The sequence below is a fragment of the Proteus hauseri ATCC 700826 genome, assembly GCF_001654965.1.
Taxonomy (GTDB): Bacteria; Pseudomonadota; Gammaproteobacteria; order Enterobacterales; family Enterobacteriaceae; genus Proteus; species Proteus hauseri.
The window spans coordinates 139,396-154,134 of record NZ_LXEV01000003.1 but is presented as its reverse complement, the minus strand read 5'-3'; the positions used below and the strand labels follow the sequence as shown (position 1 = coordinate 154,134).

The 14,739-nt window shown below is 37.9% G+C and carries 11 protein-coding genes and 1 pseudogene; 8 read left to right on the top strand and 4 right to left on the bottom strand.

Annotated features, from left to right (window positions below; all coding sequences use genetic code 11):
• Window positions 1-218 (bottom strand): annotated as a pseudogene (locus tag M997_RS01050) (formate dehydrogenase subunit beta); the annotation flags it as partial.
• Window positions 219-228: 10 nt separating this feature from the next.
• Window positions 229-3,273 carry a formate dehydrogenase-N subunit alpha gene (gene fdnG / locus M997_RS01045; RefSeq protein WP_074379325.1) on the bottom strand — a complete coding sequence of 1,015 codons (3,045 nt, stop codon included), beginning with the start codon at window positions 3,271-3,273 and terminating at the stop codon, window positions 229-231.
• A gap of 683 nt (window positions 3,274-3,956) precedes the next feature.
• Here fdnG and M997_RS01040 point away from each other — a divergent pair.
• From M997_RS01040 to M997_RS01005, 8 genes are all read left to right on the top strand, one after another.
• A complete protein-coding gene (locus M997_RS01040) occupies window positions 3,957-4,655 on the top strand; it encodes an N-acetylmannosamine-6-phosphate 2-epimerase (protein ID WP_064718272.1) in 699 nt (232 codons plus the stop codon).
• Window positions 4,652-5,521: an N-acetylmannosamine kinase gene (gene nanK, locus M997_RS01035; RefSeq protein WP_064718271.1), complete on the top strand. Its 870-nt coding sequence runs from the start codon at window positions 4,652-4,654 to the stop codon at window positions 5,519-5,521. Before M997_RS01040 ends, nanK begins: the two co-directional genes overlap by 4 nt.
• 51 nt (window positions 5,522-5,572) lie before the next feature.
• Window positions 5,573-7,063, top strand: coding sequence for a sodium:solute symporter family protein (locus M997_RS01030; RefSeq protein ID WP_064718270.1), 1,491 nt, complete (start codon window positions 5,573-5,575; stop codon window positions 7,061-7,063).
• Window positions 7,064-7,076: 13 nt separating this feature from the next.
• Window positions 7,077-7,550: an N-acetylneuraminate anomerase gene (gene nanQ, locus M997_RS01025; RefSeq protein WP_064718269.1), complete on the top strand. Its 474-nt coding sequence runs from the start codon at window positions 7,077-7,079 to the stop codon at window positions 7,548-7,550.
• A gap of 190 nt (window positions 7,551-7,740) precedes the next feature.
• Window positions 7,741-8,628 (top strand): MurR/RpiR family transcriptional regulator, encoded by an 888-nt coding sequence (locus M997_RS01020; protein ID WP_064718268.1) that lies wholly within the window; start codon window positions 7,741-7,743, stop codon window positions 8,626-8,628.
• 172 nt (window positions 8,629-8,800) lie between these two features.
• The gene (locus M997_RS01015; protein WP_064718267.1) at window positions 8,801-9,691 is read left to right on the top strand and encodes a dihydrodipicolinate synthase family protein; all 891 of its coding nucleotides are present in this window, start codon (window positions 8,801-8,803) and stop codon (window positions 9,689-9,691) included.
• Between the two features lie 179 nt (window positions 9,692-9,870).
• Window positions 9,871-10,584, top strand: coding sequence for a hypothetical protein (locus tag M997_RS01010; RefSeq protein ID WP_064718266.1), 714 nt, complete (start codon window positions 9,871-9,873; stop codon window positions 10,582-10,584).
• Window positions 10,585-10,648: 64 nt separating this feature from the next.
• Window positions 10,649-12,625 carry an acyltransferase family protein gene (locus M997_RS01005; protein ID WP_064718265.1) on the top strand — a complete coding sequence of 659 codons (1,977 nt, stop codon included), beginning with the start codon at window positions 10,649-10,651 and terminating at the stop codon, window positions 12,623-12,625.
• A 110-nt stretch (window positions 12,626-12,735) separates the two neighbouring features.
• Here M997_RS01005 and M997_RS01000 read toward each other — a convergent pair whose 3' ends face one another.
• Window positions 12,736-13,449, bottom strand: coding sequence for an MgtC/SapB family protein (locus tag M997_RS01000; RefSeq protein WP_064718264.1), 714 nt, complete (start codon window positions 13,447-13,449; stop codon window positions 12,736-12,738).
• Between the two features lie 42 nt (window positions 13,450-13,491).
• The gene (locus tag M997_RS00995; protein WP_064718263.1) at window positions 13,492-14,739 is read right to left on the bottom strand and encodes an MFS transporter; all 1,248 of its coding nucleotides are present in this window, start codon (window positions 14,737-14,739) and stop codon (window positions 13,492-13,494) included.

The following is a 14,739-nucleotide window of genomic DNA, read 5'->3' as shown; positions in this document are numbered from 1 at the left end:
GTTAAATCCATTGGGTTATCATAAACACCCACGTTAAGACCGACTTTGTCACGAATATCGTTCCATTCAGAACAAGCAACCTGACAGGCTTTACAGCCGATACACGTTGTTACATCGATGAGTTTTGCTACTTCTTCTTTAAAATCACGCACGTGTGGTGCGGGCGTTAAGGAATTGGTAGCAGAGCGACGAATAATATCTTGAGATTGCAATGACATTAGTTTCCCCTTATGCCTTTTCGATGTTAACTAAAAACGCCTTATATTCTGGTGTGAAAGAGTTCGCATCACCTACAGACGGCGTTAATGTGTTAGCAAGGAAACCCTTACGTGTTGCACCTTCAAATCCCCAGTGACAAGGAATACCTATCGTATCAACGATGTTACCGTTGATAGTGAGTGGTCTAATACGCTTAGTGACAACGGCTTTTGCTTTTATATAACCGCGTTTTGCACTAACTTTGACTTCATCACCCGCAGCAATGCCTTTACGTAATGCCAATTGCTCACCAATCTCGATAAATTGATCGGGTTGTGCTATCGCATTGATTAATGAATGTTTAGTCCAATGGCGGAACAATTCGGTAATTGAATAGGTTGTTGCAACAAATGGAAATTCGTCAGCTTTACCTAAGTGATCAGCATCGTAGCTATATAAGCGTGCGACAGGGTTACGTGAAACCTCTGGGTGTAAAATATTATGCTCAACAGGTGATTCAAATGGTTCGTAGAATTCTGGGAATGGACCATCAGCCATTTTATCGATAGCAAATAAGCGTCCCATACCTTCAGCTTGCATAATAAAAGGTCCAACGCCGCTATTTGGCGCAGCATTATTATAGTCAGGCACATCAGGGCCTACCCATTGCGAGTCATTCCATTTGATAAGCTGGCGTTTTTCATCCCACGGTTTACCCTGAGGATCGACAGAAGCACGGTTATATAATACTCGGCGGTTTTGAGGCCATGCAAAAGCCCAACCCGGCGTACAACCTAATCCAGATGGATCTGAGTTATCGCGATTGGCCATTTGGTTGCCTTTTTCAGTCCAGCAACCAGAATAAATCCAACAAAAGCTTGCTGTTGAACCATCAGATTTCAACTGATGGAATCCATCAAGTTGCTGTCCTTTTTTAAACAATAATTTGCCTGAATCATCGTAGATATCACGCATTGCTTGGCCATTAGCTTCTCTTGCCACTTCTTCTGGTTGAGGATCATAAGGGTCGACATAATTCCAAGCTAGATTCATCACAGGTTCAGGATATACGCCGCCTTCTTCGCGATATAATTCGCGTAAGCGCATTAATAAATGACCTAAAATTTTACCATCGTGCCATGCTTGTGCCGGTGGCTTAGCGCCAGCCCAGTGCCATTGTAACCAACGACCTGAGTTAGCAATTGAGCCGTTTTCTTCAGCAAAGCAAGATGAAGGTAGGCGGAATATCTCTGTTTGAATATCCGCAGAGATAACATCGTTCATTTCACCGTGGTTTTGCCAGAAGTTAGAAGATTCTGTCACTAACGGATCGATAACGACCATATATTTCAATTTGGCTAATGCGGCACTGCATTTATTTTTATCAGCAAATGCGGCTAATGGATTAAAGCCTTGAACGATATAACCATTCATTTTGCCATCAATCATCATTTGCGTTTGCGTCATGATATCGTAGCTTTTATCCCATTTAGGTAACCAGTGATAACCCCACTCATTACTTTCTGTCGCACTATCACCCCAAAAACTTTTTAATAAGCTAATAAAAAAATCAGGAGTTCTTTTCCAGTAGTTGACTTGGTCAGCAACAACAGTTTTAGGCGTAATTTGCGATAAATAAGTCTCTAATGAAGTCTGTTTTTCATTAGGTAATGGCATATAGCCTGGTAAATTTAATGATAATAATCCGAGGTCACTATAGCCTTGAATATTTGAGTGACCACGCAGTGCGTTAACACCACCACCCGGCATTCCTATATTCCCTAATAACAGTTGGATCATCCCTGCGGCACGAATAGTTTGTGCACCACCGGTGTGGTGAGTCCAACCTAAGGCATAAAGAATGGTTGAGGTACGGTCTTTAACACTTGTTGAAGCTAATGCTTCACAAATATAGAGAAAATCTTCTAATGGTGTGCCACATAAAGAGGTCACCATTTCAGGGGTATAACGCGATACGTGGTGCTTTAATAAATTCCAGACACAACGGGGGTGTTGCAGTGAATCATCTCTTAGCGCTAAACCATTTTCATCAAGTTCATAGTGCCATGAGGTTTTATCATAGCTTTGATTTTCTTTATCAAACCCGCTGAAAAGGCCTTCATCGAAGCGATAGTCTTCGCGAATAATTAATGGTGCATTGGTATAGGCTTTAACATATTCATGCTGAATTTTATCATGGTCAATTAGATAATTAATGACGCCTAATAAAAAGGCGGTATCAGAGCCTGCACGAATAGGAGAATATAAATCAGCTACAGCAGCGCTGCGGTTAAAGCGAGGGTCAACGACAATAACCTTAGCATTATTCTTAGTCTTGGCTTCAATTACCCACTTAAAACCTACAGGGTGTGCTTCTGCTGGGTTACCACCCATAATTAATACAACGTTGGCGTTTTTAATATCAACCCAGTTGTTAGTCATTGCACCACGACCAAAGGTGGGTGCTAATGCCGCTACCGTTGGTGCATGGCAGAGTCTTGCCTGACAATCGATAGCAATCATGCCTAATGAACGTGAGAATTTGTTATCTAGAATGCCAGTCTCATTACTTGCCGCAGATGAACACAACATACCTGTTGTTAGCCAGCGGTTTACTTCTTGTCCTTTTTCGTTATGAGTAACAAAGTTTTCATCACGGTCTTTTTTCATTAAACGTGCGATTTTATCTATCGCCTCATTCCATGAAATTCGTTCCCATTTATCTGAGCCTGGTTTGCGATATTCTGGGTATTTTAAGCGGTTTTCACTATGAATATAGTCGACAAGGCCAGCGCCTTTTGGGCATAAAGAACCACGGCTGACGGGGTGATCGGGGTCGCCTTCAATGTGATAAATGCTTTTATCTACGTTTTTTGCACCATCGCCTAAGCTGTACATTAAAATGCCACAACCTACAGAACAGTAAGTACAGTTATTGCGCGTTTCTATAGAACGTAAGAGTTTATATTGACGAGAGCTTGCCGCGACTTCAGGTGAAAAGCCGAGTAATGCCGCAGATGTACCAGCCATTCCGCCAGCACAGATCTTAAAGAACGATCTCCGACTGATTTGCATCAGAGTCTCCTTGTTAATTGATAAATAACATCCGTACCGGGCGTTAAAAAAACGTCCAGCAGAGAATAAGAATTCATTTTTCAATCATTCAAGACAGACCTGAGTATCTTTAAGCGAACTCAATGTGATGAACTACTACTTAAAATGACGGGAGAATTATAACGAGTAAAATAAATAAATCCATACTAACAATACGGATACAAATTATATTAAAAAATAACAATTTGATTTGATTCTAGTCATATTAAATAACCAATGTTTCAATTAGCACACATGGTATTAATGATGAAAAAATAAATTGCCCTAATGGTTTTATTTGTTATGCATCTAATAAATTTAAAGTGGCTTTTTCATATCAAATCCATATTGCATTCATACCTTATTTTGACGTTTTCACCATGACAGTAAGTTTTAGTGATAATTGATAATCGCCAGACGCATTATCGTATTAAATTGCAATTTAATTTTTAATTTCCATTAAAGAAAACAAGCTAAATAAAGAAGGAGAATGGTGAAGATATCACTCTCCTTCTTTGTTTTTATTATTTATCAGTTGGTTACAGTCTTACGATTATTGTTTGATCCTCTTCACATATTGTTGTTTTTTTGATTGAGAAATCAAACTCCGTAAAATATTATAATTTGGAGTTATATTTCAAAAAGAAGAGAGCGGTATATTTAAAATGGCGCTAATTAAAACAATGATTAAAGATATTCAACAAAAAGGCGGGTTAATTGTGTCTTGTCAGCCTGTTGATAATAGTCCAATGGATAAGCCAGAAATTGTTGCCGCAATGGCTCAAGCCGCAGTAAATGCTGGTGCTATCGCTGTGCGTATTGAGGGAATTGATAATTTAAAGGCAACGCGTCCACTTATCGATGTACCGATTATTGGCATTGTAAAGCGTGATTTACCCGATAGTCCCGTGAGGATCACGCCGTGGCTTAGTGATGTTGAGGAATTAGCGGCAGAAGGTGCAGATATTATTGCTTTTGATGGCACTAATCGTGAGCGCCCTGTGACGGTGAAAGCGTTATTAGCCCATATTCATCATTTAGGAAAATTGGCGATGGCTGATTGCGCCACTTTTAATGAAGGCATGTATTGCCAAGAATTAGGTACAGAATTTATTGGTTCAACAATGTCAGGTTATACCGGTGGTGAAATACCGAAATTACCTGATTTGGATTTAGTGACTGCATTGGCAGAAAAAGGATGTCGAGTGATTGCTGAAGGGCGTTATAACACGCCAATGATGGCAGCAAGAGCTATGCAAGCAGGTGCTTGGGCTGTCACTGTGGGATCAGCATTAACACGTCTTGAGTGTGTATGTGATTGGTTCACTCAGGCGTTAAAGTGGCAGCAGGAGCTAGATAAATGAATACATTAGCAATTGATATTGGAGGAACAAAAATCTCGGCGGCATTAATTAGTCGAGATAACCAATTGACACAACATACTCAAATCACCACACCAGCAAGCGCATCACCAACACAACTTTATAAGGCGTTAGTTGCCATTATTACACCACTAAAAGCTCACGCTGATAGTGTTGCGGTGGCATCAACAGGGATTATTTGTAATGGCATTTTAACAGCATTGAACCCTGATAATTTAGGTGGGCTAAGAGATTTTCCTTTAAAGGAAATATTATTTGAACTTACTGGATTGCCATGTTGGTTACTTAATGATGCTCAAGCGGCAACATGGGCTGAATATAATTACCGTCGCGAAACCATCTCTGATATGGCGTTTATTACTGTATCGACAGGTGTTGGCGGTGGCGTTATTCAGCAAGGACAACTCTTTATAGGAAAACGAGGTATTGCAGGCCATTTAGGTCATACATTAGCTGATCCTCATGGGCCACGTTGTGGGTGCGGTCGCTACGGTTGCGTTGAAGCAATTGCCTCAGGCCGAGCGATAGCGGCACAAGCGACCAATGAACTTGCCGGAAAAGATGCTAAAGCGATTTTTGCCGCCTTTCATCAGGGAAATCCGCAAGCAAAATCAATTATTGAACGTTCAGCAAACACAATCGCAAATTTGGTGGCAGATATTAAAGCAACAACTGATGCCGATTGTGTCGTCCTTGGCGGTAGTGTTGGGTTAGCAAAAGGGTATATAGCGCTCGTTCAAGCAGCCATGACACAACAACCATTAACATTACAAGTACCCATTTTATCGGCTCATTATCATCATGATGCTGGGCTCTGGGGCTCAGTTTTTTGGGCCAGAGCGCAATAAAAAAACTGTCGTAAAACTTACCCTTTACCCTACATATGGCAGGACTAAAAAATGCAATTACATGATTTTGGTTTCGTTAATTATGCAGTATTGTTCGGTTATTTAGCGGCAATGTTACTTGTCGGCGTTTATTTCTCTAAACGTCAAAAAACAGCAGATGACTATTTCCGTGGTGGCGGTCGTGTTCCGGGTTGGGCAGCTGGTGTTTCCGTTTTTGCAACTACGTTGAGTTCTATTACTTTTATGTCCATTCCCGCAAAGGCTTATACATCAGACTGGACTTTTATTCTTGGGCAATATTTAGCTATCGCTATTTTGCCATTAGTTTTTTATTTCTATATTCCTTTTTTTAGAAAATTAAAAATAACATCGGCCTATGAATATTTAGAAGCACGTTTTGATGTACGCAGCCGCTTATTTGCTAGCCTTTCATTTATGTTATTTCATATTGGTCGAGTTGCCATTATTATTTATTTAACTGTACTTGCGCTGCGTCCTTTTATGGGGATCGATCCGGTAGTACTAATTGTGTTGATTAGTTTGCTATGTATTATCTATACATGGATGGGGGGTATTGAAGGGGTTATTTGGACCGATGTTATTCAAGGGTTATTACTTTCTGGTGGTGCCGTACTTATCTTTATTATGATCTGCTTTAAAGTTGATGGTGGAATTAGTGAAGTATTCACGATGACATCACAAGCAGATAAATTTTTCCCGACAACTCAATTTCGTTGGAGTTGGACGGATAGCACTATTCCTGTTTTGATGATTGGATTTTTGTTCGCTAATATTCAGCAATTTACAGCGAGTCAGGATGTCGTACAACGTTATATTGTGACGGATTCAATTGAAGAAACTAAGCGTACGTTGATCACAAACGCCAAATTAGTTGCCATTATTCCTATTTTCTTCTTTGCTATCGGCTCTGCACTATTTGTGTATTACAAACAAAATCCTAGTTTATTACCTGAAGGTTTTAATACCGGCGGTATTCTACCTCTATTTATTGTGACTGAAATGCCAGTGGGTATTGCAGGATTAATTATTGCAGCCATTTTCGCTGCTGCTCAATCTAGTATTTCCAGTAGCTTAAATAGTATTTCCAGCTGCTTTAACTCTGATATATATACTCGCTTAAGTAAGGTCAAACGCAGTGCTGAACAAAAAATGAGAATAGCCAGACTCGTTATTATTGTTGCTGGCGTGTTCAGTAGTTTCGCGGCCATTTGGCTTGTTTTATCTGATGAGGCTGAAATTTGGGATGCTTTTAATAGCTTGATCGGTTTAATGGGGGGCCCCATGACGGGGTTATTTATGCTTGGTATTTTTGTTAAACGTGCCAATGCAGGTAGCGCTGTTGTAGGTATCATTGTCAGTATTATTGCGGTATTAGCAGCGCGTTATGGTAGTGATCTTAATTTCTTCTTCTATGGTGTCATTGGCGCGATGTCTGTGGTGATTGCTGGGTTTATTACGGCACCTCTTTTTGCATCAGCAAAACAAATTTCATTAAATGACAGTGAAATATCAGAAAATTAATAAGGGATAACCTATGTTATTTGGACATATATCAGATCTGAAAATGATGCCAGAAATAAATTCAGCGCTACGTGGTGCAATAGAAAAGGCATTAGCACTTGATCCCGCCTCTCTTGCTCCGGGTAGTTATAAAATTGAAGATGAAACGCTGTTTATGAATGTGATGACATTTGAAACGCAACCTCGAGAGCAAAAACGAGCGGAGTTGCACCAGCGTTATATTGATATTCAAATACTATTATCAGGTGAAGAGATTATTGATTTTGGTATAAAAGGTTCGGCGCAAGATACGACACCTTATAATGAAGCAGATGATTATCAACTTACGGATACAATAACTCATCGACAAACATTATCACTCTCACCGAATATGTTTGCTATTTTTATGCCTTATGAACCGCATAAACCGGGAATAGCGAGTGAAAAAAGTGTAAATACAGTAAAGAAAGCTGTTATTAAGTTAGATATTGCAGCATTGTGTGACTGATCGCTGTTGTTTTAATAACGTGCTTTATTTCTGATGTATCAGTAAGTTGTATCATGATGATATTGGAAATAAAGCGCTTTGTTATTATCACATTATTGTATGAGCAAGGCTTTTTTTAACGTGTTGGAATTGGTACTCTTGTTGGCAGAATTCTTTTCCCGTGTATCTTCTGCAACCAAGGATAATGTCCATGACAGAACAGGCAATGACCCGACTAAAGCCGGGTAAAATACTTGATACGCTAGGTGCAATGAAAAATAGCTTAACGCGAGTATCACAGCGTATTGCAGACTATATCCTGTTTCATCCTACAGAAGTCACTCAACTTTCTATTGCTCAACTATCACAAGCGACAAAAGCAGGTGAAGCCACGGTTGTACGTTTTTGTCGTACATTAGGTTATAAAGGTTTTCAAGACTTTAAAATGGATTTGGCGATTGAGATGGCAACTTCAGATAGTGAAGAGTCACCTATCCTTGATGCTGAAGTGAGTCACGAAGACGATATCCATACTATTGGTTTAAAACTACAGGCAACGATTAATAACGTATTGTCGGAAACATTGAATTTGCTCGATATGAAACAAGTTCAAGGTGCGGTAAATGCTTTATTACCAGCCAACTATATTTTTATTTGTGGTGTAGGTTCTTCAGGTATTACCGCAGAAGATCTTAAAAATAAGCTCATGCGAATTGGCCATCGAGTTGATGCGGTAACAAATAACCATTTTATGTATATGCAGGCCTCATTATTAAAACCAGGCGATGTTGCTATTGGGATTAGTCATTCGGGTAACTCACCTGAAACTGTTCATGCCCTTAAAGTTGCAAAAGAAGCAGGAGCAATCACCATTGCACTGACTCATAATTTGGGTTCACAGATAATGGAATATGCAGATTATCATCTGATTAATGGTAATCGCCAAGGGAAACTGCAAGGTGACTCTATTGGAACCAAAACAGCACAGCTCTTTGTGTTGGATCTCCTCTATACGTTGTTAGTTCAAGCCCAGCCAGAAATGGTAAAAGAGCAAAAACTTCGAACATTGAACGCATTAAAACACACTCATTGCGTATAAGTTTATTTCTGTATTGTGTGGTTTTTAGCGAAAATCTGTGAAAGATCACACTTTCATTTTTCTCTTCCTTTAACGCTGATTTCTTTATTGCGTTCTGAAGTGTTGCTCCCTACTATAGAGTAAAGCTCCATTATATAAACAATAAAGAAATTAACCTCCAAAGGAAGTCATCATGAATAAACTCTCTGGATTGATTGCCGCTCCTCATACTCCTTTTGCGACAGATGGTAGCGTTAATTATCCTGTCATTGATGAAATAGCAAAACACCTAATTTCAAGTGGTGTGACCGGTGCTTATGTATTAGGAACAACAGGTGAAGGTATTCATTGCTCCGTTGAAGAACGTAAAAAAGTTGCTGAGCGCTGGGTTGCTGCGAGCCAGGGTAAATTAGATTTAATTATTCACACAGGCGCGTTAAGCATCGCTGATACTATCGAACTTGCTCGCCATGCTGAGACTTTAGAGATTAAAGCAACATCAGTGATCGGCCCTTGTTTCTTTAAACCGGGAAATGTTGATGATTTGGTTGAATATTGTCGTTTAGCAGCAGAAAGCGCACCGTCTAAAGGTTTTTATTATTATCATTCCACCATGTCAGGTTTGAGCCTTGATATGGAAAAATTCTTACAAGCTGCGGGTAAAAAAATTCCAAATCTATCGGGTATGAAGTTTAATTCTCCTGATATGTATGAATTTCAGCGTTGTTTACGTGTAGACAATGGTAAGTATGACATCCCATTTGGCGTTGATGAGTTTATTCCAGCAGGACTAGCCTGCGGTGCACTAAGTGCAGTAGGCAGCACTTATAATTATGCTGCGCAGTTATACCTTGAAATAATTGATAAATTCAATGCAGGTGACCATAAAGCTGTTGCTGCCTATATGGATAAAGTGATTGCGATAATTCGAGTTTTAGTTGAATACGGTGGTGTTGCGGCAGGAAAAGTCGCGATGCAATTGCATGGTATTGATGTTGGTGATCCTCGTCGCCCATTGCGTCCAATGACTGCTGAACAAAAAGCTGATGCATTAGCGAAGTTTAAAGCCGCTGATTTTCTTTAACCTCCTTTGATCTTGATTGAGTATTTATAAGTAGCCCATCTTTTAACATCTCCCCCTTTGATGTGACTGTGGCTTTTTATTAGAAAGCCACTTTTTTATCATTTGCGCTAAAACTTGATTTTCCAAACCACCCAAACCAAAGTGTTAGTAATAATCTTATTTTTTACTAAGGCATATTTATGGCTTATGAGTTTTTGACACAAGCAACAGGTAGAAAACTAGCAACAGGCGAAGAGTGGTTAAAGCAGGTGAATGATGAAACGATAATTGATATTAGTTTAAACGCAGGGCAATTAGCCGTAAATGAAAGAGAAGCAGATAAAGATTTTATCGCTATTGTTCAGCAACTTGATATTTATTGTCGAAAGCTTGAAAGGTTATTTCCGTTTATTAAGTTTACTCAAAAAGCAGATTTCCATTCTACACTGCTCGCTATTTTTAACCGAAAACAGCAAGATTTTATTAATAATAAAATGATGTTACACCAATGGTGTAGTGAAATAGCTTGCTTATTTCAGCGGCACAACACCATTGAACTTATTTTTAGTGAAGTCGTGTTAACGTCAAATGGTAGCGTGGTATTAACTGCAATTTCACCAGAGTTAGAGCATTTTCGCCAAAGGGTTTATAAAGATATTCCTATTGATAGCGGTTTACATAAAAATATTGTTCATCTTACATTGGGGCGACTAAGCAAAAATACGTCATCAAAAGAGATAAAGATTTTTTACGACCATATTATTAATAATAATCTTGATACGGTTTTCTCATCACTCATACCTTGTTGGAAAATAGTACAACCTAAGTTTGTTATTAGCCAAGGTTCATTATCAAGCAGAGTTATTTCAAATATTACCCATGATTTTAATCAGATATGGTTTGGGAATTATTAATTTATAGATAAAAAATTAGTATATAATTTTGAGATTGTTATTAATTGAGATTATGTACTGAGTAATGAATATTAAATATCGTGCTGATGTTGATGGGCTTAGAGCGGTTGCTGTTATTCTCGTGCTCCTTTTCCATTTTGATAAGAATATTGTCCCTTCTGGTTTTATTGGCGTTGATATTTTTTTTGTGATCTCTGGTTTCTTAATTTCCTACATTATTAAAACCTCTCTAGAGAAAGGGAATTTTTCACTAACAGATTTTTATAATCGACGATTGTGGCGATTACAACCGCTTTATCTGGTGTTATTAATCGTAGTTTTACTGATATCAGGTGCTTTTTATCTGCCAAGTGATTTTTTGGATATTACCAATAGCGAAAAATATGCCTCTGCGTTTATCTCAAATAAGTATTTTGCTAGAGCAACAACCAGCTATGCTGCACAAGATGCGCTATTTTTGCCGTTATTACACACCTGGTCTTTAGCGATAGAGTGGCAATGGTATTTGTTTTTACCTTTGGTCCTTTACGGACTACATAAATTTAATCGTAAAGAAAAGATAAATCACTTTTATATTGTTGTTGTTATTACAATTCTAACTTTTCTGATAGCAATGCATTATCAAAAAGATCAGCCCCGTAACTACTATTTTTTTACGGCTAGAATATTTGAATTTATGCTGGGGGTTTGCGCTGCTTATTTTCCTCGTAAATTTAAACTTCATCCAATTATTAATCATATTATTAGCTTAATTGCACTGGGAAGTATTTTTTGGATCGCTTTTCAAGATGACGTTATTTTAGGTTACCCAAATTATCAAACACTTTATGTCTGTTTAGCGGCTGCATTGATAATTTATACCGGACAACAAGGTAGTGTTATTGAGAAAATACTTGCATTCAAACCTATTGTTATTATTGGTCTATTATCTTATTCGCTTTACCTATGGCATTGGCCGTTATTTGCGGTCGCACGTTATGTGGGTGTCTTTGATACGGCAACACAAAAAGGCCTTATTTTAGTCCTAACGGTATTACTCTCTGTAAGTTCTTATCTGCTTATTGAAAAACCATTTAGAAAAAAGCGGTTGGCATTTAAATATTCGATAACATTACTGTTAATTGTTCCAATCTTAATCACATTGAGCCTAAATGCGTTAAATGAAAAATACCAAGGTTTAGGTGTAAGGCTAGGGCAAAATTACGTTAATCTAGAGCATAAATTACAGCAATTTGAGTATGTAAATCGTTCTAAATGCATGAACTTTGAAGCTAAAAATCCTGATGAAATATGCCATGTTGGTGAAATAACCAGTGAGAAAAAAGCATTTCTATTGGGTGATTCTCATGCGAATCATTTTTGGGGTTTTATCGATATATTGGCTAAAGATGCACACTTAGATGTATATGCTCAGGCAACTTCATCTTGTATAACTCTACCCAATATCTATCTTTATGATTGGTCAAATCATAAAGATGCAGTTTATCAACGTTGCTATGATCATACGGTTAAATATTACCAAATGATCAAACAAGGTCATTTTGATTATGTGATATTTGGACAAGTTTGGAATAACTACGCTTCAAATCATGTAATTAATAAAGTAGGAGATAAAAGAACGCTTGATGATTCAAGAAAACGGGTCGAAAAAGCAATGCGTGAGGCGTTGGATATGGTTATCGCAACAGGTGCGAAACCTGTGATAATTAAAAGTATAAATGCAATGCCAAGCGGGTTTATGACCTGTTTTTATGAAAATGCAAAATTAAGAAAAGATTTTGCGGATAATAACTGTAACCCTAAAAATTACAAAAGTGAGGATAACAGTTGGTTTAATCAATTATTTGCAAAACTGGAAATAGATTATCCCACTTTAATTGTTATCGATCCTAAAGATGTACAATGTAATAAAAATAGTTGTTTAACAGATATTGATGGTGTGCCGGTTTATCGCGATGTTGGTCATATTACAGATTATGCTTCTGTGTTGTTTGGTCAGATGTATATAGAGCGTATTGGCAACCCACTAAAAGAAAAATAACTAAATTTAATTAAAATAAAAAATGCCACCTTTAATAAATAATAAAATTATTGGTGGCATTTTTGATTAGGAATTTATGCTCGCTATTTTAACCAGTATATTAGTGTGGTTCAGTGATCAAGAGAAACCGAATGAACATGATCTAACTGTTTTAATGAGCAATAAAACTCAGGTAAAGTTACTTTTTGACGTACTAATAATTTTAAATTTACTTCTACTCGTTCTTTTTTAATATCTCGTATAGTGAGGTTTTCTATAACATCTTTATGATTATTTAAATACTCAATTAATAGCGGTACACCACGCTCATGGGTAAATAACATACGTACTTTAATTTTACCTAATCGCTGATTTTTCATCTGAAATAGCACCACTTGTGGGCTAAGTTGAATAGCCAGAAAAAAGAGAATAGTCACAATAATGGCATGCCAATAAAATCCAGAACCACAGGCAATGCCAACTCCCGCAGATGCCCATACAATCGCGGCAGTTGTTAATCCTGAAATGGCATCATCACGACGATGTAATATAACTCCTGCACCTAAAAAACCGACCCCACTGATAATTTGTGCCGCTAATCTCATTGGATCGCTACGGATATTGTCAGAAATATTGGCATAATATTCTGCAGACTGAATTGAAACGATTGTTAATAAACAACTGGCAACCGCAATAATGACACACGTTTTAAACCCAACTGGTTTTCCCTTTGATTCACGTTCTAAGCCAATAAGGCCGCCCAAAACAAAGGCGGCCAGTAATTTAGCAATACTTGATAGTGATAAAGGGCCAACAGTATCAACAAACTGTATTAATGCGTTCATGGTTTGCTCCTGATGTTGGCTTATTCCTTTATTAATGTGGTATTAGGGGGTGGCAATACCTTCTTGTGTTTTTTTATCTTCATTATTTTGCTTTTTAGACACATCGTCTTTAAAGAAGAAGATAAAAAACACAGTGACAACAGCAGCAACAATGGCAGGGTAATACCAGAATGTTGACCATTGAGGTAAGGCTGCATTGCCTGTTTCTGTTACGGTTGAATTAAAGATTTGACCACAAATAGTGGAAGCAAATAATAAGCCGAAACCATTAGAGACAATAAAACGTAAACCCTGCGCTTGAGCACGAATTTCAGGTTTTGCTTTGCGGTCAACATAAATATCACCAGCAGTAAAGAAGAAGTCCCAACATAATCCCTGTAGCATTAATCCGATAACGATAAAATAGAAACCGGAATCAACCGCAGCATAAGAAAATAAAATAGAGCGAATAATCCAACTTACAGCACCAAGTAGTAAGGTAATTTTAAAGCCGAATTTCATTAAGAAAAACGATAGAACAAACATAAATAGCACTTCACACGCAATACCAATTTGCATAATAGAAGCAGCGTTATTAAATCCTAATGCTTTAATAAATACAGGGATATAAGCAGAATAAGCGGTTTTAGGGATCATCAAAATAAAGATGCTAAACATTAAAATAGCGAAATAGCGATCTTTAAATAATGACAACGCATCTAAGCATAAAATATCTCGCGCTGAGAAAGGTTTTCCTTTGGCTTTTGGTGGTGTATTTGGCAGCGTGAAGCAATAAAAGCCTAGTACAACCCCGACAGCAGAGGCGATATACCAAGTCATGGTACTACCAGAGAAGCCCATTTCTCCTAAAATAAATCCTATCGCCATAAAACCAAATGTACCGAAAACGCGAATTATCGGGAAATATTTCACACCATTAATGTGAGAGAAACTGATACTGTTAGAAAGTGCAGTTGTTGGATAAAACAGTAAACCAATGATGAAAATCATAAATAATGTCATACCACTGTTTTGCGCCTCAATAAATTGAGGTACACAAACAATGACTGCGGCATTAATAAGATGCAGTATGCCCATGACTTTTTGTGAAGCAAAGAAACGGTCGGCCACCATACCAATAAACAGTGGGGAGATAATAGTCGCGACACCTAATAAAGCGTAGGCGTTACCAATAATACTTGCCATGCCATAGCTGCTTAATACTAATCCCATTGTCATATTCCATGCACCTTGCATAAAATATTGGACGAACATCATGATTAGTAAACGAGAGGTAATTTTCATATCCAT